Source organism: Mobilitalea sibirica, assembly GCF_015999265.1.
Taxonomy (GTDB): Bacteria; Bacillota; Clostridia; order Lachnospirales; family Lachnospiraceae; genus Mobilitalea; species Mobilitalea sibirica.
Genome location: NZ_JAEAGR010000003.1, coordinates 1 through 23,094 on the forward strand (window position 1 = coordinate 1; position 23,094 = coordinate 23,094).

At 36.3% G+C, this 23,094-nt stretch carries 24 protein-coding genes; 15 read left to right on the forward strand and 9 right to left on the reverse strand.

The genetic code is table 11. From position 1 onward, the window contains the following. Nucleotides 1–262: 262 nt before the first annotated feature. On the reverse strand, nucleotides 263–502 hold the full coding sequence (locus tag I5677_RS03560) for a putative holin-like toxin (RefSeq protein ID WP_197660203.1): 240 nt from the start codon (nucleotides 500–502) through the stop codon (nucleotides 263–265). 301 nt (nucleotides 503–803) lie between these two features. Between I5677_RS03560 and I5677_RS03565 the strand changes: the two genes are divergently transcribed. Further along, nucleotides 804–1,283, forward strand: coding sequence for a methylglyoxal synthase (locus tag I5677_RS03565; protein ID WP_197660204.1), 480 nt, complete (start codon nucleotides 804–806; stop codon nucleotides 1,281–1,283). 198 nt (nucleotides 1,284–1,481) lie between these two features. On the opposite strand, the gene I5677_RS03570 is transcribed toward I5677_RS03565, so the two are convergent. Continuing rightward, nucleotides 1,482–2,366: a LysR family transcriptional regulator gene (locus I5677_RS03570; RefSeq protein WP_197660205.1), complete on the reverse strand. Its 885-nt coding sequence runs from the start codon at nucleotides 2,364–2,366 to the stop codon at nucleotides 1,482–1,484. Between the two features lie 335 nt (nucleotides 2,367–2,701). On the opposite strand from I5677_RS03570, the gene I5677_RS03575 reads away from it, so the two are divergent. Further along, nucleotides 2,702–6,532, forward strand: a complete 3,831-nt coding sequence (locus I5677_RS03575; RefSeq protein WP_197660206.1) for a phosphoribosylformylglycinamidine synthase — start codon at nucleotides 2,702–2,704, stop codon at nucleotides 6,530–6,532. 333 nt (nucleotides 6,533–6,865) lie between these two features. On the opposite strand, the gene I5677_RS03580 is transcribed toward I5677_RS03575, so the two are convergent. Continuing rightward, nucleotides 6,866–7,792 carry a glycoside hydrolase family 43 protein gene (locus I5677_RS03580; protein ID WP_197660207.1) on the reverse strand — a complete coding sequence of 309 codons (927 nt, stop codon included), beginning with the start codon at nucleotides 7,790–7,792 and terminating at the stop codon, nucleotides 6,866–6,868. A 637-nt stretch (nucleotides 7,793–8,429) separates the two neighbouring features. Between I5677_RS03580 and I5677_RS03585 the strand changes: the two genes are divergently transcribed. Continuing rightward, nucleotides 8,430–9,401, forward strand: coding sequence for an HD-GYP domain-containing protein (locus tag I5677_RS03585; RefSeq protein ID WP_197660208.1), 972 nt, complete (start codon nucleotides 8,430–8,432; stop codon nucleotides 9,399–9,401). Nucleotides 9,402–9,544: 143 nt separating this feature from the next. Here I5677_RS03585 and I5677_RS03590 read toward each other — a convergent pair whose 3' ends face one another. From I5677_RS03590 to I5677_RS03605, 4 genes are read right to left on the reverse strand one after another with little or no spacing between them, the layout of a single operon-like run. After that, nucleotides 9,545–9,841, reverse strand: coding sequence for a LiaF transmembrane domain-containing protein (locus I5677_RS03590; RefSeq protein WP_197660209.1), 297 nt, complete (start codon nucleotides 9,839–9,841; stop codon nucleotides 9,545–9,547). Continuing rightward, nucleotides 9,838–10,416 (reverse strand): hypothetical protein, encoded by a 579-nt coding sequence (locus I5677_RS03595; RefSeq protein ID WP_197660210.1) that lies wholly within the window; start codon nucleotides 10,414–10,416, stop codon nucleotides 9,838–9,840. Before I5677_RS03595 ends, I5677_RS03590 begins: the two co-directional genes overlap by 4 nt. Beyond that, entirely contained in the window at nucleotides 10,397–10,909 is a 513-nt protein-coding gene (locus I5677_RS03600) for a hypothetical protein (protein WP_197660211.1), read from the reverse strand. Before I5677_RS03600 ends, I5677_RS03595 begins: the two co-directional genes overlap by 20 nt. After that, on the reverse strand, nucleotides 10,910–11,416 hold the full coding sequence (locus I5677_RS03605; protein ID WP_197660508.1) for an RNA polymerase sigma factor: 507 nt from the start codon (nucleotides 11,414–11,416) through the stop codon (nucleotides 10,910–10,912). 313 nt (nucleotides 11,417–11,729) lie between these two features. On the opposite strand from I5677_RS03605, the gene I5677_RS03610 reads away from it, so the two are divergent. The 5 genes from I5677_RS03610 (at nucleotide 11,730) to I5677_RS03630 (ending at nucleotide 15,912) form a co-directional block, all read left to right on the forward strand. Then, a complete protein-coding gene (locus tag I5677_RS03610; RefSeq protein ID WP_197660212.1) occupies nucleotides 11,730–12,173 on the forward strand; it encodes an NUDIX hydrolase in 444 nt (147 codons plus the stop codon). Nucleotides 12,174–12,479: 306 nt separating this feature from the next. Further along, complete coding sequence (locus tag I5677_RS03615; protein ID WP_197660213.1) at nucleotides 12,480–13,505, forward strand: M42 family metallopeptidase; 1,026 nt, start codon at nucleotides 12,480–12,482, stop codon at nucleotides 13,503–13,505. A gap of 401 nt (nucleotides 13,506–13,906) precedes the next feature. Further along, on the forward strand, nucleotides 13,907–14,251 hold the full coding sequence (locus I5677_RS03620; protein ID WP_197660214.1) for a PadR family transcriptional regulator: 345 nt from the start codon (nucleotides 13,907–13,909) through the stop codon (nucleotides 14,249–14,251). Beyond that, nucleotides 14,244–14,885, forward strand: a complete 642-nt coding sequence (locus tag I5677_RS03625; RefSeq protein ID WP_197660215.1) for a permease prefix domain 1-containing protein — start codon at nucleotides 14,244–14,246, stop codon at nucleotides 14,883–14,885. Before I5677_RS03620 ends, I5677_RS03625 begins: the two co-directional genes overlap by 8 nt. Nucleotides 14,886–14,895: 10 nt before the next feature. Continuing rightward, complete coding sequence (locus tag I5677_RS03630) at nucleotides 14,896–15,912, forward strand: DUF4097 family beta strand repeat-containing protein (RefSeq protein ID WP_197660216.1); 1,017 nt, start codon at nucleotides 14,896–14,898, stop codon at nucleotides 15,910–15,912. Between the two features lie 181 nt (nucleotides 15,913–16,093). Here I5677_RS03630 and I5677_RS03635 read toward each other — a convergent pair whose 3' ends face one another. Further along, on the reverse strand, nucleotides 16,094–17,413 hold the full coding sequence (locus I5677_RS03635; protein WP_197660217.1) for a S41 family peptidase: 1,320 nt from the start codon (nucleotides 17,411–17,413) through the stop codon (nucleotides 16,094–16,096). 222 nt (nucleotides 17,414–17,635) lie between these two features. Between I5677_RS03635 and I5677_RS03640 the strand changes: the two genes are divergently transcribed. Continuing rightward, nucleotides 17,636–18,022 (forward strand): DsrE family protein, encoded by a 387-nt coding sequence (locus tag I5677_RS03640; protein ID WP_197660218.1) that lies wholly within the window; start codon nucleotides 17,636–17,638, stop codon nucleotides 18,020–18,022. Here I5677_RS03640 and I5677_RS03645 read toward each other — a convergent pair whose 3' ends face one another. Next, entirely contained in the window at nucleotides 18,023–18,619 is a 597-nt protein-coding gene (locus I5677_RS03645) for a zinc dependent phospholipase C family protein (protein ID WP_197660219.1), read from the reverse strand. A gap of 239 nt (nucleotides 18,620–18,858) precedes the next feature. Between I5677_RS03645 and I5677_RS03650 the strand changes: the two genes are divergently transcribed. The 6 genes from I5677_RS03650 to I5677_RS03675 all read left to right on the forward strand — a co-directional run bounded on the left by I5677_RS03650 (nucleotide 18,859) and on the right by I5677_RS03675 (nucleotide 22,996). Next, nucleotides 18,859–19,071, forward strand: coding sequence for a FeoA family protein (locus I5677_RS03650; protein WP_197660220.1), 213 nt, complete (start codon nucleotides 18,859–18,861; stop codon nucleotides 19,069–19,071). A gap of 12 nt (nucleotides 19,072–19,083) precedes the next feature. Then, nucleotides 19,084–19,305, forward strand: coding sequence for a FeoA family protein (locus I5677_RS03655; RefSeq protein ID WP_197660221.1), 222 nt, complete (start codon nucleotides 19,084–19,086; stop codon nucleotides 19,303–19,305). Nucleotides 19,306–19,406: 101 nt separating this feature from the next. Then, nucleotides 19,407–21,461 (forward strand): ferrous iron transport protein B, encoded by a 2,055-nt coding sequence (gene feoB / locus I5677_RS03660; protein WP_197660222.1) that lies wholly within the window; start codon nucleotides 19,407–19,409, stop codon nucleotides 21,459–21,461. A gap of 41 nt (nucleotides 21,462–21,502) precedes the next feature. Beyond that, nucleotides 21,503–21,955: a Fur family transcriptional regulator gene (locus I5677_RS03665; RefSeq protein WP_330617812.1), complete on the forward strand. Its 453-nt coding sequence runs from the start codon at nucleotides 21,503–21,505 to the stop codon at nucleotides 21,953–21,955. A gap of 90 nt (nucleotides 21,956–22,045) precedes the next feature. Further along, a complete protein-coding gene (locus I5677_RS03670) occupies nucleotides 22,046–22,195 on the forward strand; it encodes a FeoB-associated Cys-rich membrane protein (RefSeq protein WP_197660223.1) in 150 nt (49 codons plus the stop codon). A 378-nt stretch (nucleotides 22,196–22,573) separates the two neighbouring features. Continuing rightward, nucleotides 22,574–22,996, forward strand: coding sequence for a hypothetical protein (locus tag I5677_RS03675; protein ID WP_197660224.1), 423 nt, complete (start codon nucleotides 22,574–22,576; stop codon nucleotides 22,994–22,996). Nucleotides 22,997–23,094 lie beyond the last annotated feature (98 nt).

Here is a 23,094-nt window from a genome sequence, read left to right on the forward strand (position 1 = left end):
GTTTGTGTTATTATTCGTCATAGAGAAACTCCTTTGTATTGGTGATTGATTGGCTTGGTCGTTAATTATTTTACCATAAGCCTTGGAGTTTCTCTATTTTATTTACACAAGATATTTTACACTATCGAAACCGTTTATATGAAACAACATCAAAATCAAACATTACATTTTTTAACATGAAAACTTAAAAAACTATTTATTTATGCTATAATGTAATTAAAAGAGGAACAGCTGCCCACAAAGTGGTTGGCCTTAGTACAGTTTAAATAACTGCTCGTCCGGTCAAGACAGGAGCAGTTATTTTTTGCGAGTTGGCAAAAGTGAGTAATGTGAGCAAGCTCACATAAATCAAGCTTGCTTGAATGGGTACGAGCGCGCCCGCGAACCAGAAGAAACATTTGTTTCTTCGGTTGCGCTTATTATGCCTATCTAAATAAGCAATAAGCTTTATGAATAATATCCCAAAGGCAATCATCAAAGACATAGCTTCGTATGTACTCATAATAAAGACCTCCTCTCATAGCATCGAAAGTAAGCGATGCAAGGATGAGGTCAACCACTCCATATTACAGCTGTTCCATATACATATTTAACAAATGGTAATACAATAATCAAGAGATAAACGAACATATTTTCGGCATTTATTAACGTATTATCTAAATGTAATAAGAGTAAAAATTTCGTGGTAATAATTTAACTTTATTCTTCGACGGTTTTACTTGAAATCGTAAGGTATATCTTATATGATAATAATACAGAAATAAATACTATTTAGTAACGATTGAATAAGAGAGGTATAACAGATGGTTCAAGATGAATATATCGGTTTTACGATTGAAAAACAAAAGCATATTGCATTAATTGCCCATGACAGTAAGAAACAGGAAATAGTAGAATGGGTAGAAGCCAATAAGAATATTTTGAAAAATCATTTTCTATGTGGAACCGGTACTACAGCTAGACTGATAGCAGAGAAAACAGAATTACCGGTTAAGGCATATAACAGCGGACCTTTAGGCGGTGACCAACAGATTGGTTCTCGTATTGTTGAAGGGAATATCGATTTTGTAATATTCTTTTGGGATCCATTGGAATCACAGCCCCACGATCCGGATGTGAAGGCACTACTTCGTATCGCCGCTGTGTATGATATTCCTGTTGCGAATAATAAAGCAACCGCTGATTTTATGATTACTTCTAAATATATGAATGAAGAGTATGAGAGAAAAGTTTTAAACTACAACAAGGTGATACAAAGAAGAATTAAAGAATTAGGGCAGTAAAATACTTCCGTCCATAAAATAATGAAAAGAATGAACCCCATAGGTCGACCCGTTGCCTGTCTACAGGACAGAGACGGTTCAATCTATGGGGTATTTTTAGGAAGGATGTTCAATCCCGTGTAAGGAATTTTATCAGTTTTATCGACTGCGCTCGGTGCGAGAGTTTCACTAGCGAAACTCTTTCTTGTGTCTGTTTTTTTATAGATTGGTTGAGGTCAGACTATCGATAAAAAATCGGGCGGTATCTGACAACGGAATATCTTTATTATAAGCGGCCACTAGCATACGGGAAGGAATTTCCTGAGTTGTATTTATGACTGTAAGATTCTCCAGTTCCTTTACACAAAAGTCAGGAATAAATGCTATTCCAAGCCCTATCTTGGCTAAGTCGATTAGAAGATCATTGCTGCTTAATTCAATTGCTGGAACCAAATCCAAGGAATTTTCCAGAAAAAGATTATGCAGATAGATACTGGTAGTCGATTTTTTCTCTAACATTAATATCGGATGTTTTTGAAGCTCCTCAAGGGTTATGGGATGGTCATGGAGAGGAAAGGCCTCCCGATTGGCTATAAAAATATCCCTAAACTCTTTTACCGGTATAATTTCCATCATATTATTCAGAGCCGGATTCGGAGAATTTGTTACAATAACATCCACTTCATTTCTCTCTAGCAGGGTCGCACATTGCAGAGAGGTTCCGTTGGTCACTTTGATGTGAATGTTAGGATATTTTAGATGAAAATGATTTAGATAAGGAACCAGATAATAACGGCAGATGGTGTCACTAGCACCAATTCTTAATTGGACGCCGCTTTTGGGGTCAGCACAAAGTTGATTTTCTCCTCTGATAATTAAATTAATTGCAGGTTCTATGTGCTTTAATAAGAGCTCACCCTCCTTCGTTAGGGCTACCCTTTTGGTACTTCTAATAAATAAGATTTGATTTAGACGTTTTTCCAAGGTTTTAATGGACTGACTTACAGCTGACTGGGAGATGAACAGGGTGTCTGCTGCTTCTGAAAAGCTCAGGCTTTTCGCTACCTGATAAAATACTTTATACAACTCATAATTGATGTCCATGATGATTACCTCCCGAATTTATCTGTAGCAAGTCAATGCTATATTGCAGATAATTTTATATTTCCTACATTTGTAATATATTAGCTTCGCTAATAAAAAGATTAACATTTATTAATTATGATTATAAGACATGTTATGCTATAATGCAAGTACACCAGAGGTAAAGATAGATATATCATAGGATAATTCAATCAAAAAAATACTCTTATACTGCGATATGCAGGTGTATTTAACAGTAAGTTCCATAGAGGAAATACAAAGTAAAGATTATAATAGAAACCGTTATGATAGGTTAAAACCGACCAAAGTTATTGCCAATAAAAAGGAGTTTAGGGATGAATAGTGTAAAACGCATTTATGTTGAAAAGAAAGCACCCTATGCAGTAAGTGCTAAGGAATTAAAAAATGAGTTGAGAAGCTACCTGGGAATCAAAGGGCTTCATTCTGTTAGAGTTCTGATTCGCTATGATATAGAGAATATCAGTGAGGAGATCTATAAAAAAGCACTGGGGACCGTGTTTTCCGAGCCGCCGGTAGATGTTTTAATGGAAGAGAGCTTTGAGTTTGATAAAACAGACAGGGTGTTTTCCGTTGAATACTTACCCGGGCAGTTTGACCAGAGAGCCGATTCTGCAGAGCAATGTGTGAAATTGTTAAATGAACTTGAAGAACCGGTAATCCGTTCTGCAACTACTTATGTTTTAAATGGTGATATATCCGATGAGGAATTTGATCGTATTAAGTCATACTGTATCAACCCCGTGGATTCCAGGGAGACAGATGAGGTGAAACCGAATACCCTGGTAGCAATTTACGATGAACCTGAGGATGTTACGATTTTATCAGGATTTAAAGGTATGAACAACGAGCAGCTATATGAATTATATAATTCTTTAAATCTTGCGATGACCTTTGAAGATTTTAAACATATACAAAATTATTATATCAAGGAAGAAAACCGTGATCCTTCTATGACGGAAATCAGGGTGCTGGATACTTATTGGTCCGATCATTGTCGTCACACTACTTTCTTAACAGAGCTTAAGGAGGTTCAGTTCGAGGAAGGATATTATACAGAGCCGATAAAAGCGGCTTATAGCAGTTATTTAAGTGAAAGAGAAAAACTATATAAGGGCAGAGATGATAAATATATCTCCTTGATGGATATCGCACTTCTGGCCATGAAAAAATTAAGAGCAGACGGTAAACTTGAGGATATGGAAGTATCCGATGAGATTAATGCCTGTTCCATTATCGTACCCGTAGAAATAGACGATAGAACGGAAGAATGGCTAATATTTTTCAAAAATGAGACCCATAACCATCCAACGGAGATTGAACCATTTGGCGGTGCGGCTACTTGTCTTGGAGGGGCAATCCGTGATCCTTTATCCGGCCGTGGATATGTATATCAGGCAATGAGAGTTACCGGTGCGGCGGATCCTACCGTACCGATTAAGGATACTATGAAGGGTAAACTGGCACAGAGAAAGATATGTACCGGTGCAGCAGCAGGTTATTCCTCTTATGGCAATCAGATTGGTCTGGCAACGGGTCTTGTGGATGAGATATATCATCCTAATTATGTTGCCAAGAGAATGGAAATCGGAGCAGTCATGGGCGCTGCCCCAAGGAAAAATGTAATCCGTGAGAATTCAGATCCCGGTGATGTTATTATATTATTGGGTGGAAGAACCGGAAGGGACGGCCTTGGCGGGGCTACCGGATCTTCTAAAATTCATACGACAGAATCGATTGAAACCTGCGGGGCAGAGGTACAGAAGGGGAATGCTCCGACAGAGAGAAAATTACAGCGTTTATTCCGTAGGGAGGAAGTAAGTGTTATTATTAAGAAATGTAATGACTTCGGAGCAGGCGGGGTTTCTGTTGCAATTGGTGAATTAGCTGCCGGTCTTCATATAGAACTTGATAAAGTTCCGAAAAAATATGCAGGTCTTGACGGTACGGAACTGGCCATATCAGAATCTCAGGAGAGAATGGCAGTGGTGGTAGATCCAAAAGATGTAGATAAGATGTTGGCATATGCTGCAGAGGAGAATCTTGAAGCCGTAGTGGTTGCCAAAGTGACAGAGTCTCCGAGACTCGTAATGGAATGGAGAGGCAAAGAGATCGTTAATCTTTCCAGAGCCTTTCTGGACACCAACGGTGCCCATCAGGAGGCAACCGCTTATATTACAATGCCATCTGAGAACGAGAATTATCTAAAATCCGGAGCAATCGGTAAGATAGCCGATACTACGGATGTGAAAGACAGATGGTTAAAGGCTCTTTCTGATTTAAATATATGTTCCAAAAAAGGTTTGGTTGAGATGTTTGATAGCTCCATTGGAGCGTCAACCGTTACAATGCCTTTTGGCGGTAAATATCAGTTATCTCCGATACAGACCATGACAGCTAAGCTTCCGATTATGAAGGGAGAATGTGATACGGTAACCATGATGAGCTACGGTTTTGATCCGTATCTATCCAGCTGGTCACCGTTCCATGGATCGGTTTATGCAGTTATATCTTCCGTTGCTAAGATTGTGGCAGCGGGAGGTGATCATACTAAGATCAGATTTACATTCCAAGAATTCTTTAGAAGACTCGGTAATGATCCAAAACGCTGGGGAGAGCCGTTAGTGGCGCTCTTGGGAGCCTATGATGCTCAGGTGAAGCTGGGACTTCCCTCCATTGGCGGAAAAGACAGTATGTCCGGAACGTTCAATGATATCGATGTTCCTCCGACTTTAGTATCTTTTGCAGTGGATGTAGCGAAATCAAAGGATGTAATATCAACTGAGCTTAAGAATCCGGGTAATCTACTGGTTAAATTTGATATTAAGAAGGATGCTTATGATTTACCGGATTATGAGCAGGTAGATATCTTATATACAAAGATAAACAGGCTTATGAAAAAGGGAATTGTTGTATCTGCTTATGCTGTAGGCTTTGGTGGTATTGCCGAAGCTGTAAGTAAGATGGCTTTTGGTAATAAGCTTGGTGTTAAGTTAAATGATCAGATTGGTGAAAACGAGTTATTCATACCCGGCTATGGCGCTATCCTTGTGGAGATGACGGAGGAAGCAGCCATCAATCTACAGAAGCAAAACACTTCTATACAGAAAGATGGTGTTGCGGATAACGAAATTAAATTCTCATCAGAGGAATTTTCAATCATTGGTAGAGTAACAGATGAGAAAGTATTCCAATATGGCAATGCCAAAATAACGATAGAGGAAGCTTTAGCTTCATGGACAGAAAGGCTGGAAAAGGTTTATCCTACTAAGTCACAAGCAGAAACGGATAAGCTTGAAACTAAGTTATATGATGCTAAAAAAATATATATTGCTAAGAACAAGGTTGCAAAACCTGAGGTGTTTATACCGGTATTTCCTGGGACTAACTGTGAGTATGACACATTAAAGGCGTTTGAAAATGCTGGTGCCAAAGTTAATACGATAGTATTCCAAAATTTGAGTGCCGAGAACATACGGGAATCTGTGGGAGCTTTTGCAGAAGGAATTAGAGGGGCACAGATTCTTATGTTCCCCGGTGGATTTTCTGCCGGTGATGAACCTGATGGGTCCGGTAAGTTTATTGCCACTGCATTTAGAAACGACCGAATTCAGGAGGCAGTCAGTGAACTCCTGAATCAAAGAGACGGTTTAGTTCTTGGAATATGTAATGGTTTTCAGGCTCTCATTAAACTTGGATTAGTACCATATGGGGAAATCACACCGCAGAAAGTGGACTCTCCTACCTTAATAACGAATAACATAGGTCGTCATATCTCTAAGTCTGTCTATACTAAGGTTGTAACCAATAAATCACCTTGGCTCATGAAAGCGGAGCTGGGTGGGGTTTATTCCATACCGGCCTCCCATGGTGAGGGTCGTTTTGTAGCAAGTGAGGAATGGATTAAGAAGCTGTTTGATAATGGACAAGTAGCAACCCAATACGTTGACTTACAGGGAAATCCTACGATGGATGAAGATTATAATCCAAACGGCTCGTATTATGCGATTGAGGGTATTACAAGTCCGGATGGAAGAGTGTTGGGTAAGATGGCTCACTCTGAGAGACGTGGAAATTCTGTTGCAGTTAATATAACAGGGAATCAAAATCAATATATCTTTGAGTCCGGTGTCTCTTATTTTAGTTAATATTGAGAAAAGATAGAGTTTTACAGTAAGTAAAGAATTAGTTAATAAGATTAGTAATACGGTAAATACTTAATTAACCTACATCATATTATTGGGGAGAAGCAAGTGTGCTTTTTATTTAGTTAGAAAGTACACTTGTTTTGATTTTTAAATAAAAATAAATTATGCTTGCGGTTTGCCGTTTTTTCTTGTATTCATGGAAGTAAAGTAAAAAGGGACTGTTGTATAATGAAATTAACAGTGTATTACGGAAGTCATACTCACTTAAATGTTATTATACAACAGTCCTTCCTATTCTAAGCTGACGTCTTAGTTATAGAAGATTTAGTTCGATTACTGATTATATTCAACAGTTAACACGTGATTTTCATCACGTACCGGAATAAATATCGGATGTTCCTTCAGGGTTACGTTCGGAGTATGAAGGGTTAGATAAAGCTGGCCTTCAAAGGTGTGAAACAACATACCATGTCCACCGTCTTTACTATATAACAGTTGTTCATCATGGGTCCAGGGACCGGTGATTTTGCCGCTTTCTGATCTGGCTATCGCCTGAGCATAGCCATCATCACTAAAGCTGGACCAAAGCATAACGAGCGGCTTGTTAAAGGTGTCTTTCTTCGATTTATTAGCTGTAGTGTTAAGAGGTCCATTTCTATATGAATTATCCGGTTGATAAAGGAAAGGACCGTCGGTTACATAATTAGGGCCGTTTTTTACACCACGGCTCCAATGAGGTTCTGAGGCTTTAAATAACAGGATAGGCTCTGATATGGCTTTTTTTAGGTCGGAGGAAAGTAAAATTGCACATACTTCACCATCCTTTACCTGTACCCATTCGTGGCAAAATACCATATAGGGCTGTCCATCGTTATCAACATAAAGAGTGCCGTCAAGACATTCCCAGTCAGAAGGAGTTACGGGTCCATCACTGTGCAATAGGAAAGGGCCGGTTGGGGAATCAGATTTTAAAATCTGTGTGCCTCTACAACGATCCTGCGACTTAAATGATACAAAGGCATAAAAGGAACCATTATAGTAATGAACCTCAGGTGCCCAATAATTACGATCCGCCCAAAAACCTTCAGGTTTATGAAATGCTTCAATAGGATCACTCCATAGAGTTAGATCTTCGCTTACATAAACATCAAAGCCATCACATTCTCCCCAGCAGGTTGCCCCACGGGTTCCATACATATAGTATTTTCCTTCATAAGGTAGGACAAATGGATCTCGAATATTAATTTCGTTTAAAGTCATGGGAATACCTCTCTTTTTATAGTATTATTTATTCTTGTCCGTTTAAATCCAACAGGTGCCATAAAACAGGTGTATAACGGGTGTAAATAAGCTTGTTTCATTACACACTGACCTTAGCAGACTATGGAATAAGTATAGCAGAGAGTGGGTATTCAGACAAGAAAATCCTTTTGAATGGTATGGTTATTTCAAGTTAACTTCCGGTTTAATTTATAGGAATGCCCTCTAATATAATTCCATATATAAGTATACGACTATAATATGTATTATAATATAATTATTGGATTATTTGCTTTGATAGGTGTATAATAAAATTGTAATAAACAGGGTTTTATTTCTATTATTACACGAGTGATTCGATATGTTAATCGTATAAAATTTGATATAAATTATTTTGCATTTCATCTTCCTTTTTTTGTTAAATGGCCTTCTACCAAATCTTAAGTAGGAGGCTATTGTCATATCATAAAACTATGGATTGAATTTTTTATTAATTTTTAGATTTTTATAAAAAGGTACCTCAAAAAATCCGTTTTTACTTGCGAATATAGTAATAGTTGATAAATTTTCTAATTTAAAGTTATTTTGGTAATACTGGATATGAATTACTTATAATCTACCGGAAGGAGGAAGGCGCATGCGTTTAGCAAAACTTGATGAAGATTTAACCCATAAAAAACTAGCGATTTCTATAAAATCAAAGGACGGAAGAAAATTAATCAGTGAAGGAGCTGTACTGTCTGGTCGCATCATTGAAAGATTAAGAGAGAGCGGTTTAACAGCAGTCTATATTGAAGATGATAATTACGACATATTGCTTCAGGAAACATTGGATAATGATAAGAGGGCAGTAGTATATAATAAACTTCAGGATATCTATAGTAAAGTAGAAAAAAATGAATTTAACAGTATTGATTTATTACGTTTTATAAGACTTTATTTGCTCCCTGAGATAAAATGTGAACCGGTCAGCATACCTGCCGACCAGGTAATGGATAAAGATGACATGATCCAGCATTCGATTAATGTAGCAATTCTATCGATTCGTACAGCAAGTGTATTAGGACATAATATGGAGAAGATAGAGTTAATGGCTTTTGTTTCTCTCATGCATGATATTGGTAAGTTGTTGAAGAATAGAGATGTGAAGTTAAAAGAGATACCTCATTATGAAGTAGCTTATGAATTTTTAAAGCGAAAAAATTGTACGGTACTTACCTATATGGCGGTCAGATTTCAAGAAGAATTTTATAACGGAAGTGGCAAGTATAAGGTGGACGGACAAAAGCAAATTGATTTAGCTAAGATCCTGAGTATCTGTGACTTTTATGAGACGCTACTTCGGACCTCCAATCTAATGCCTTATGAATGTTTTGAAGAAACTCAGGCCTTGGTAAATACCAGATTCGATCCGAATGTATTCGAAGCCTTTCGTGATTCACTTTATATCTATCCGGTTGGATTACCGGTTAAGTTGAATAATAAGGATGAAGGTATCATTATTCGTCAAAACCAATCCTATCCTTTACGTCCGGTAATTAAGAGTTTAGATAAGTATTATAACCTGATGGAGAATTTATCACTCTTTATTGAGCAGGTTGCGATTTAAGTTACTTATGTATAAGTTTTACTAATAAACCAAATAAATGAAATACGCTATCATATTCTCTTCTTTTATTTATATATAAAACAGGCCCTTGTTGTGTGGGGCCTGTTTTAATTCTAATAGTTTACTTTAAGTATATTCTGTTGTCAAATTAACTGAGAGCCCGCATAATCAATACATATCTCAGTGATAGCCATCCCCATTGCAAAGAAGGAGAGTATAATTATCAAAGCAAATGCAGTTTTATCATAGAGAAGCTTTTCTTCTTTCTGCTTTGCATTAGCCACAAGTATCTCTAAACCGAGAGAAATAAATACAACTGGCCAAAGACGGAATATCGTAATATAGGATAAATCATTTAAAAAGATGCGAAGTAAAAAGAGAAGACCAAAGGTGATTAGCATCAATCCTAAAGTTATGGTACCGACTCTGTGTTTCATCATAGATTTTGGCCTCCTTTATCGTCTAGTAAACTGATGCCTTGGTTTTTGGCAGCTTCGTCTTTGTCCAGTTCTTCCTTCTTGCCGCGAATTAAATAGATACCAATCGCTATTATGACAAGGCCTACGATTAACTGAGGGAAGTAGTGTCCCAATCTATATATTATGAGATTGTAATAGGAAGGAAGAGTAAACTCTATGATGTTAAAAGTATTGTTCCAAAGTATCGAAAAACCAAATAAAATAAGAGCTAAAGCGAAAACAGTGCGATATTTTGTGCGAAGTAGGCGAACTTTATCCATGTTCATTTCGGGGATGAAGATAAAATCATCTTCCTTTGCCTGAAATTCACTATCCGGCATAGAGCGTAGGTTGTGTACATCAAAAAAACTGATGAACCAGATGATAGGCATACCATACAATAGGGGGCCTATATTAAGCCAAGCAGATAGAAAAATCAAGCCCCAAAAAACTACCATTATACTGGTTCCTCTTTTCATAAATCCAAGATACATTTCGCCGGCTCCCGGGAGCAGTGAAAAAATAAATGCAAAAAAGCTACTTCTCTTTCCTTTCATAATCTATAACCTCCGTTTTCATAATAGTATTGGAAAATTCAAGCATTCGATTGCTTATCGTGTTCATATTATCTCTAATGACTGTGGTTAGGGTTTCTTCATATTCTATGGGTTCGTTGTTAAGCTTATGGTAATTTAAATTAATATTTGCACTGTTTTCAACACTCATAGTCCAAATTAGCATAAGTATAGCACAGGCCGCTGCGGTTCCTATCTTTAAGCTGTACCAAAGCAACTGCATTTGTTTGGAGTGAATTTTTGTTTTTAAAGCTTTCGTTTTTGAGACTCTCTCTTTTTTTACTTCTCTTAATATATTTTCTTTTAAGTTAAGTGGGGCCGCAATCAGCTCATCCGACATTCCTTCTGCAAGTAATTCTGAACACAGATCACAGGAGCAGATATGAGATAGAAAAGCCTCTGTTTGTTCTGTATTCATTTGATTTTTCTTAAAAGCATTTAAATCTTCCAATGTAATATGCTTTCTATCTATCATCTAGTCTGCCTCCTTTTTGTATTTTTTTTGTAGCATTGTTTTTGCCCTGTATATTTGAGTTTGTACCGTTTTTAGGTTTCTGCCTGTCTTCTGTGCAATTTCCGTAGCGACTAATTCCCGGTAAAAATAATCAATTGCAACCTCACGATAAGGTTTTTTTAATTTATTGCATTGGGCATACAACTGCTGTTTTACTTCAGTGTCCAGTATATTTTCCTCGGGTGAAGGCTCATTGGTTTCCTGCATGATAAAAAATGTTTCTTCCGTTGGTATAGTATTCCTACTGGATTTTTTGATAAAATCTAAGCATTTATTAGTTGCGATACGACATAACCAGGCTTTCTCGTATTGTCGGTTAAAGGTTGGAAGATGCTGGTAAGCGGATAAGAAGGTTTCTTGGGCAAGATCCTCAGCATCAAAGTAATCTTTTACGATCTTGATGCATACAGTAAAAACTAAATTCTGGTATGTATCAATAAGGTATTCATAATATTGCTCAGTACTGATTTTGTCCGCCTCCCTTCATCCTTCAATTGATATAACGATATAAAATAGGAATAGTCTTCAAATATTATTATTATTTTATAATTTTTTTTGATTAATATAAATGGTAAATATGCATGTGATAGATAGCATAATTCATTTTTCTTGTATAATGAGTATATTTATGGTATTTTAGTTTCATGGTGTTGGATATATATGGATGTCGATTTTTAATAAATTCCAACTCCTCAGCCAGGTAGAATTGATATAAAGAGACTCGGTAATCCGGTGAAGATTACATTAGATAGATTGACTCTATGACAAAGGAGACGAAACAATGTTAGAAGTTAAGTTCTATGAGAATATCGAAGATGAGTTATTAGAATTCGCTGTCATAGTATCTCGTTATCATAGTAAGTGGGTTTTTTGTACACACAGAGAAAGAAACACCTATGAGGTACCGGGCGGTCATCGGGAGCCGGGTGAAACTATTCTAGAGACAGCGAAAAGAGAATTATACGAAGAAACCGGTGCTGTAGAATATTCTTTATATCCGGTCTGCGTGTATTCCGTTAAAGGAAAGGAGCAAGAGATTGAAGGCAGTAAAGAAACCTATGGTATGCTATACTTTGCTGAGGTAAGCCGTTTTGAAGAATTGCCGGATTATGAAATAGAGAAGGTAGTATTTTTAGATGAGCTACCTTCAAACTTGACCTATCCTTTCATTCAACCGAAATTAATGGAGAAAGTAATTCAATTTTTATATAAATTTATTAAATAAGACTTCCGTATATAGAATCACGACAGTTTTTATACATAGAGGCTTAGTAATAATGAGCTTTATTCTGTTTCATTATAAGAATACGATAAATTCTAATCATCATGGAAACTAAAAATTGCTAAATACTATAAATCGTTTAATATTATAAATCCTTAAATACTATAAATCATGGAATACTATAAATCTGGTAAAATTGAGACTATAATAGATAATAAACCAATAATAAACAAAACAATAAATGAATAAATAAGAAAGAGAAAGGAGTGCCTTGATACAGACACTGTTAAACTGTAGCAAGCAAATAATATGGAGACAATTGATTATATTATAAAAACCTTAGAAACGATTGTGAATATTCCCAGTCCTTCCGGTTTTACCAAGGAGGTAATGGGATTTGTAGAAAAGGAGGCAGATCGTTTTGGCTATGTCTGCGAATACACGCAAAAAGGTGGTTTAATTATATCCGTAAACGGTAAGGGGGAAGAGACCTTAGGGTTATCTGCCCATGTAGATACTCTAGGAGCTATGGTTCGTTCCATTGACCGGGAAGGAACTCTAAAGTTCACCATGGTGGGTGGGTATACCATGCACAGTGTGGAAGGAAGCTATTGTAAAATTCATACCAGAGAAGGACAAGTTTATACCGGTACCATCCTGGCAAAAAGTGCATCCGTTCATAGCTACGATGATGCCAAAACCATGGAACGTACCGACCGTAATATGGTTGTTCGTATCGATGAAATTGTAGAGAATAAGGAAGATGTATTAAAGCTTGGGATCAACAGCGGTGATTATATCAGCTTTGACGGACAGTTTAAATATACCGAAAAAGGCTTTATTAAATCCAGACATCTGGATGATAAGGCTTCTGTTGCATTACTCTTGGGAATGCTCAAGGAAATGTCGGAGGAAAAGCTGACACCGGAGAAAAATCTGAAAATACTCATAAGCAACTACGAAGAGGTAGGATTTGGTGCCAGCTGGATACCTAAGGAAATTACTGAGTTCATTGCCGTCGATATGGGAGTCATAGGAGATGACTTGAACGGATCTGAATATAAGGTTTCTATCTGTGCTAAGGATTCCTCCGGACCCTATGATTATGACATGACGAACCGACTGATAGCATTAGCAAAAGAAAACAACATCGATTATGTGGTAGATATCTTTCCCCATTATGGTTCCGATGTATCTGCAGCTTTAAAAGGTGGTAATAATATCCGTGGTGCCTTAATCGGTCAGGGGATTCATGCATCCCATGGTATGGAAAGAACCCATAGAAAAGGTTTGGAAAATACCTTAAAGCTACTAAAGGCTTACATCGGAGTATAACGATTATATATTATATTAATAAAAAAGCTTTCGGTCCGGACCGAAAGCTTTTTTATTAAGTACTTGATAATCTTTTCATAAGAAAAAGAACCTAAGGGTTTCAGTATAATAGTCTGATTAAGGAGAGAATATCTTTGGATATGAAATGACAGGTGTTTTGGTCAACTATACGATTATAGTAAAAACTGCGATTGATTGGAACATATTTCGATAAGAGAATAAAAGGTATGGTATATAATAAACATAAGAAAATTAAATGCCTTAGGTATAGGTATATACTTCTAGAACATATTTACTATAATAAAATATTTACATTTAAATAAAATATACCTTGACAGGCGAGGTATATGGTGATATGTTATACATAAGATAATAAAATATCTTGCAAAGGAGATGATGAATTGTCAATTACATCTGATTTACTACGAGGACATACCGATACGATCATACTGGCTGGGTTATTCACAGGAGACAGTTATGGCTATGAAATCAACAAAGCAATTCAACAAAAAACGAATGGACGATATGAGTTAAAAGAAGCAACACTCTATTCAGCATTTCGAAGACTGGAAGAAGCAGGAGACATCAGCTCTTATTGGGGTGACGAGACAACAGGTGCCCGCAGAAGATACTATACGATTACCGAAACGGGCAGGGAGACATATACGCGACTTATGGCAGAGTGGAAGAGCGCGAAAGCAATGATTGATAGTTTAATTGAATTGGAGGAAAAGAAGAATGGATGAAAAGCTTCGCAGATATGTAGAGGGACTTTTTGTAGATGTACCACAGAATAAGAGTATGATTGAATTAAAGGAAGAAATGATTCAAAACCTAAAAGAGAAATACGAAGACCTTATTCAGGAAGGGAAGACAGAAGAGGCGGCATATAATATAGCAATCGCCGGTATTGGTGATATTAGTGAATTGATTAATGACTTGGATAAGACAAAAGAAGAAGCCGGTAACACAGATAAGCAAAAATCAGCGATGCTTACATCAGTTGCAGTTATGCTATACATTCTATCCATAGTTCCGATTCTACTTTCTTTACAATCCTATCATATATTTGATGGGCTGATTGGGTTTATCGTGATTATTACATTTGCTACCGGTATCCTAATATACAATGGTCAGATCAAACAAAAATATTACAGGGCGGATGATACTATGGTGGAAGAATTTAAAGAATGGCAAAAGAAGAGAGCCGATAAGACGAAAGCCCGCATATCGATATCCGTAGCGTTATGGAGCATAATAGTAGCATTATATTTTATTATCAGCTTTTCAACCTTTGCCTGGCATATATCCTGGACAATATTTATTCTCGGTATAGCAATTGAAGCATTAATTAACATTTTTTTCATAATAAAGAAGTGAGGAAGAGAAGATGAACAAATATAAAATAGTACAGATGGTTTGCTGGATGGTAGTATTTTTCGTCCTTGTTGGTTTAGTAATATGGGTAGCATTTCGTGGAGAATTTAACTTTACAACCAGCGGATCCTATCATATTAAAGATTTAGGGGGGCCGTATGAGGAAGTCGGCAGTTACAATGTAAATGAAGAGGATCTTGATAGCCTGAATATTCATTGGATTGCTGGAGGTATTACGATTACGACCTATGATGGTAATAATATTAAATTAATTGAATATGCTCAGCGTGATTTAGAAGTGGATGAAGTCTTAATTTATAATCTAAATGGTCAGACCCTGCAAATTAAGTATTGTGAGAAGAATACCAAGGTGTTTGATACAATACCTATGAAGAAATTGGAAGTGTTTGTTCCGGAAAGTATAGCAAGTAATTTAGATGATTTCCGATTAAATAATGTTTCTGCAAAAATTGAGATTAATGATATATCGGCCAATTATTTTGAAGTTGATACCGTGTCGGGGTCTGCTGATGTATCCAATGTAAATGCAGATGAAATTGAATTTGATTCCACCTCAGGATCCATTCGTCTGAATGAGGCGAAAACGTCAAAAGCAACATTCAATTCTGCTTCCGGAAAAATCTCTATTAACGGCTTTACAACTGAGGAACTGACAGTAGATACTATCTCCGGTTCTGTTGACATTGAGGATGCTATAACACAAGAGTTAACTTTAGAAAGTGTGTCAGGTGGAATAAGATTTGATGGAGAATATGATGATTTAAATGCTGAAAGTACTTCCGGTTCCGTTAATATAATTGATAAGAAAGCGCCCAATTCCTTTGACATTAAAACAATATCCGGAACAGTTAATCTTACTTTGCCCTCAATGGAAGACTTTAATTTAAAACATAAAACAGTATCCGGAAAATTCACCTGTGATATACCAGTTCGCTCCAATGGCAGTGGAAGTACCGATTATTCTATAAGTACAACCAGCGGTAGCATAAAAATCAAAGAATTACAATAAGAAAGTTAGAAGCATAATAGTCTATAAAAAAATCAAGAATATATTTTGAAACATATAGTTATATAAACGTAATATTGTTTTTTATTAAGGTATATGTAAACCTGCGTAATAAGTGTGCAATATTATCCCAAGTATTTATTTGCTATTAGGGGGATATCACTTACTTCGCAGGTTTTTCATTTTATTCTGCTTCTATGACCGCATATAATTTATCCATAGCTTCCTTCGCTTTGACTTCATAATGTGGAATTAAAGGAAGTTCAGCTTTGGACCCATCGATTCTTCTAAAATATTTATAGGATACGGTGAAAACCAGCTTAGCATTCGGTGTTTGAAAGGCTAAGATATCGCCATAGCAGGCAGGCATATTACCCGGAATTTCACCTATAATTGTCCCTATGTCATTATCCAGTAAAGTGAGTGCAAACATCTGAGCAGAACTAAAGGTATCGGTTGAGGTTAAAGCATATACATTACCTGAGAATAGTAAATTTTCATTCTTTTTATTCTTTATCTCTTGTTTCTTGAATTTATAAAGGAACGGACCGTATCTGACATCGATCCCACCGGATATACTATATGCATCAACGTCTATATATTTCATAAATTCGTTAATAACCCGTGAATTACCTCCGCCGTTATTTCGTAAATCGATAGCTACATTTTGCAAGTTATTATCTTTCACTGTTTGGAAGAATTCTTTCACCGTATTACGGTAATAATCATTGATACTGCAGGATCGCAGGGTGATGACCCCGAGCTTTTTGTTCTTATCTATATGATATGATACAAACGGTACCTCAGTCGAAGCCACCTCCTGAACGGGAATGTCAAAGGCAAAGTTTTTTTTCGTCAACGAACTACCTTCTTGAAAATTAAATTGAATTGCAGAACTCGTATCTACGCCTACAAATTCAAGATATTCTCGTCTTCTTAAATTCCTTGTGAATAAATACGTAGCGTAACTTTCCAACTCGTAAGAAAATTGTTCAAGAAATGTCTGATGAAGCTTTTGTACTGGAATATCGTTTATACTAAGAACATGGGTAGCTGTATATTCTTTATCCGTTAAATAAAGTTCTCCGTCTGTCATGGTAAAGGTTAAGGGAAGTCTTCTGGGATCATTGGCGTAAAAACTAATTCCGGTATGGGCATCCTTCAATTTGGCTAATATGCGGGCGGAGGCCTGCCATAGATGTAGTACGGTCACTTCCCCTGTAATCTTTGCTATCTCCTGTTCGAACTGTACTTTTACTTCCTTAGGAAGACCATCCACACATGCCGGGTGGCGCTCCTCTAACTTCTCTTTTATGTAGTTTAAATCCTGAAAGGCTTCTTCCTTTGACAATATAGTATGTAAGTCTTTCGAAATTTGCGCTTTTTTAATAGTACCCCGATATGGGTCAAGAAAAGCTTTATAGGAGAAGAACAGACATCCCATAATAATTGCTACTATACCGGTTATATTCAGTAAACGCTTTATAATTCGTTTTGATTTCATGCTAACCTCCATACTCCGCCTTTTATACTTATAATGTGCTTTATGTATTAATTACAGGTTTATCGCTTCTCACTATACGCTATGCGATATTTGGTATATTTATGGTAAAATTTTATCATAGATATAGAGATCATACAATATGAATAGAAATTTAGATAGATTATTGCTAATAAATCTGATTAAAAAACAAATACACATAAGGTAAAATATGGTATAATGTTTATGATAATAAATAAGATTCGAGGTGCTTCTGCAGAGAAGGAGGATAATATGGCACAAAAATTGTATATTTTATGGACAACGGATAACCAAATTACAGCTGAGAAAATGGTACTTATGTATTCGCAGAATTGTATGTTAAAACACTGGTGGGATGAAGTGACCATCATAATCTGGGGAGCATCGGCACAACTGGCCAATGACAATCCCATGATTCAAGAGAAGATTAAGATGGCAATTCATACCGGAGTTAAGTTTATTGCATGCAAAGGCTGTTCCGACCAATTAAATGTTTCTGATAAATTATCGGAATTAGGTGTTGAAGTTGTCTACTGGGGACATGGATTGACCGAAATAATTCAAAATGGTGAGAAGCTGATTACAATTTAACTAAGCACCGGTTACCGGTATCAAAGTGTGTTTTATTTCATTAACAAGAAGGAAAGGTACGGTTTGATAACGGAAGTATATGATGGTTTCACAAATCCATAGGGACGCTGTCAAAGCATATTCAATATCTCTTTTATAACTTTTGGGAGTGGAAATATATTCTTTTTGCATTTCCATAATAATGGAGGATATGCTTTTTCGGGGTTCCTTATTATTATGCTTAAGACTTATATTATGTTTATACCGAAGATAAAGAAGTTCCATATGAAGACGGAATTCATATAAGAAGTGGGATAACTTTTTTTTATGTAGTTGTTCATTTACATGAAAGTAGCAAAAGAAGTCGCATACATAATGGCATACTTCACCCAAGGTAACAGAGAACTCCTCGCGTGTTAACTTATCATGCATTAGTAGGTTAGAACGGTCACATACAGTAAACAGATAGTTATCTAAGGTATGAGGCTTGCGGATATCATCCGGAGCAATATCCGGCTTAACATTCCCAAAGGAAAATAATTTTTCATCTAATTCAACCATATCAATGAGATGTTGCCTTAATATCTTTGAAATAAAGATATGTGAGAAAAAGAACATATACAAAGCTCCTTTCTGTTTTGTGATTTTACACTATAAGTTTATCGCAAATTTACACAGATAGTTTCAAGATTGGGTAAAGGACACCTTAAATATTGGTAAAATGTAATAATCGACAGTGAGTAAATTCCAGTCAATACCGCAATTGATAATAATTATCAATTGCGGTATTGACTTTTTAACAGTTTAACATTATTATATAAGAAAATGATAATCAGTATCAAAAAGGAGTGAGTGACATGTCTCTGGCTATGGTATCTTTAGGAGAAACTAGAAGAATTTCTGAGTTTACCGGTAAAGAAGATTTAAAACGGCACCTACAGGATCTTGGTTTTGTAAAAGGTGAGGAAGTAAAGGTTGTTGGTGAAAACCCCAGTGGTATGATACTTTTGGTAAAAGGAGTAAGAATTGCGTTAAACAGAGGCTTGGCCTCTAAAATATTGGTTGCTTAGGAGGATACAGGAATGACATTAAAGGAATTGGAAGTTGGGCAGGTAGGGACTGTTGTTTCCATTGGAGAAAAGGGTCCGATAAGAAGACGTATCATGGATATGGGCGTAACCCCGGGAACTAAAATCAAGGTAGTAAAAGTGGCTCCCCTAGGTGATCCGATTGAAGTAAATATCCGCGGATATGAATTGAGCTTAAGAAAAGATGAAGCCAATCAGATTATTATTCAAAGCTAATAAATATTAATTAGAATGTAAAAACAACGTTAATATCTGAAATTCATTTATGTTTAGAATAAAAGATTATCAGTCCAAGCTGATTATACAGGAGGAAATCAATGTCTATAACAATTGCACTTGCAGGTAATCCTAACTGCGGTAAAACCACTTTATTTAATGATATTACAGGTTCAAAACAACATGTTGGCAACTGGCCCGGCGTTACGGTTGATAAAAAGGAAGGTATCTATAGAAAGAATAGACAGGTTACTATATTAGATTTACCCGGTACCTATTCTTTATCACCCTATTCCGCAGAGGAGATTATTGCACGGGATTATATCGTGAAGGAAAAACCAGATGCGGTTATCAATATAGTCGATGGTACTAGTATTGAAAGAAATCTTTATTTAACGCTACAAATTATTGAAACAAGAATACCCTTGGTTATAGCAGTCAATATGATGGATGAAGTAGAAGCTAAGGGAGATGTTATCAACTGTAATAAGCTATCCGAAATTTTTGGAGTTCCGGTTATACCGATTGTAGCCAGAAGTGGTAAAGGCATAAAGGAATTAATGGATGCAGCTATAGAGATTGCAAATGCAAAAAAGAAGCCGAATTATCTGGATATTTTCGATGATAATATATCCGGTGCAGTTGAACGAATTGCCGAAACACTGGAGGATCCCAAGGAAGAGGATCGTATATGGAAGGCAATTAAACTGGTTGAGGGCGATAGTATTGTAACCGATAGCCTGCCGGAGAATAAGAAAGCTTTCGTTGCTGAGATGATTAAGACAGCAGAAAAATCTGCAGATGGTGATACGGAAGCCAAGATTGCAGATTTACGTTATAAATACATAACGAATACAGTAAAGAAGGCAGTAAAAAAAGGCGCTTTGGATCATGCGGAGACAAAGTCCGATAAATTGGATCGTATTTTAACCAACCGTATATTAGCGATTCCTATATTCGCTGCGGTTATGTACCTGTTATTCTCATTTACCTTCAGTGAGAATTTCTTAATGATTGAAGGACTACCCAGTCCTGGTATCTGGTTGGCAGGTCTTGTAGAGGCAGGATGGGGTACTTTAACCGGATGGGTCGAAAGTGCTTTGGTGTCCCTTGGAGCTTCTGACTGGGCGTTTTCCCTTGTGATTGATGGTATCATGGAGGGAATTGGCGCTGTTGCCGGATTCTTACCTTTGGTATTAGTTATGTTCCTTATGCTATCTTTCCTTGAAGATAGTGGTTATATGGCAAGAGTTGCCTTCGTTATGGATCGTCTTTTCCGCCATCTGGGCTTATCCGGTAAATCCTTTATACCCTTACTCATGGGATTTGGTTGCTCTGTACCGGCCTTAATGGCTTCAAGAACCTTGGATAGTGATAAGGACCGAAGAATTACCATGATGATTACTCCTTTTATGTCCTGCGGAGCTAAGTTGCCGATTTATGCTATGTTTGCGGCTACCTTATTTGCAGACAGCAATAAAACATTAATTGTATTTTCTATTTATATGTTAGGTCTGGTAGTGGCAATTCTCAGCGCTCTGATTTTAAGTAAGTTTGTTATAAAAGGTGAAACCTCCAGTTTTATTATGGAGCTTCCGCAGTATCGGATCCCCACCGGAAAGAGTATATTAATTCATGGTTGGGAGAAGGTAAAAGGGTTTGCAATTAAAGCAGGTACAATTATTTTTGCTTCAACCGTACTGATCTGGTTTTTATCAAGCTTTAATTTTAACGGAATGACCGATATGGAAAACAGCTTTTTGGCTTATATCGGAAACAGTTTTAAGGTTATCTTTGCTCCTTTAGGTTTTGCTGATTGGAGAGCCTCTGTTGGTGTTGTAACCGGCTGGATTGCGAAGGAGAATATCGTTGCAACCTTTGGTCAGTTATTTGCTAATATTGAAGACGAAGCAGTTCTTGAAGCTGTGATGGCAGGAGAAGAGGCTTTACCGGCTATTAAAGATGTATTTACTACAGTAACCGCTTTTTCCTATATGGCTTTTAATCTCTTATGTATGCCATGCTTTGCAGCGGTTGGTGCAATCAAAAGAGAGATGGGGTCCTGGAAATGGACTCTAAGAGCGGTAGGTTTTCAGATGCTAGTTGCCTATATTGTAGCGCTACTCATTAACGTAATAGGAAACCTGATATTTTAAGGGAAATCTCATATTATCCCTGAAATGAATGGGGGTATTAAGTGAAACAAAAAGATAAACCGGAGGCTTATTCGAGTGCTGAGGTTATAATAAGGAAAGAAAATATCCTTAAGGAGCTAAAAAAGAGAGGATATAAAATAACCGGGCAAAGAGAAACTATAATCGAAGTACTTATAAGTAACAGATGCTTAAGTTGTAAGGATATTTATTACCAAGCAATTAAGCAGGATCCAACGATCGGGATAGCCACGGTATACCGATTTATAAAGATATTAGAAACATGTGGTTTTATTGATAGGGATAACTTATTTCAAATATCGAAAAAGAGTTACCGTGTACCTGATGATCAGATTATTCTTATTGATCATCAGAACGAAATAAGTTTAGAAAAAGGCGAATGGTATATCAGTCTAAGACAGATGCTACAAGATTACGGTTATATTGACAATCATGATTTATCTGTTGTAATAACAAAAATAGAGAAAACAAAATAATGCAGATATATAAAAGAAAGTATGATCTCATAGGTATAACCATGGGAGCAATTTAGTAACAAGTTGTAATGATCCGAAAGGAGGCTTATTATGATAGATTTTATTATAATAGGAATTGTTGCATCCGTATTATTATTAGGAATTATTTCAGGAATTAGAAAGAAAAAAAGAGGAGACGCAACCAGCTGTGGTTGTTCCTGCAGCGGCTGTCCATCCGCCAATGCTTGTCATCAGGATTAATCATTGAGTATTATTAATCCTCTACCAAATTAATCTAAATAAATGGGAATAAAAAGGGTCTGTTTCAAAATAGTTAAACGGGGAATATGATTTTACCGTAATGTACTGTTTGACGGACATGTTGCTGATTTTGTTATGACTAGTGCGAACAGAAGTGTTCGAACAAGGCATATAAAATCGAAACGATGTCCTTCAATCTGTGTATGAGGAAAATTAAATTCCATTGTTTATTTTGAAACAGACCCTTTTTGTGTTAGCAAGTACTAGGACACATTAAAATTTAATTAAGATATTGTGGAGTATATAGACATTATAACCATATTATGGTTATATTTAGTTGATCTATAAAAATGCTTATTATGTAAAGGAGATTTTACAATGAATCAAAGCAGCAGGAAATTATTTAGTTATATTTTAGGAGCAATCATATTGGTTGGTGTTACTATTTTTTTGGTGGTTTTATATAACAGTACGAAAAAAGAGACAGAAATTGTGATATCTGATGAATACTTTGAGGTTCAAGGAATGTTTGGAGCTACTTATTATTTTGACGATATTGAGGTTATAGAATTGAGGGATACTATTCCTAAAATCACCAGAAAAAATAATGGTTCAGGCTTAGGAGAGGTCAAAAAAGGAGATTTTGAAGTAGAAGGACTAGGAAGCGGCAAGTTATTCATACTTTCAAAAGAAGGCCCATATATATATGTTCAGACAAAAGATAGCTACGTGATTATCAATTATAAGGATCAGACTAAAACGAAAGAACTGTACGAAAGTCTGACAACCTATCTAGATTAAATAATCTAGATTAAATAATAGATTAAATCAGTGTAAACCATTAATTATAATAATCAGAAGAGTACAGATTGCTACATCACACAGATTTATTCACATTT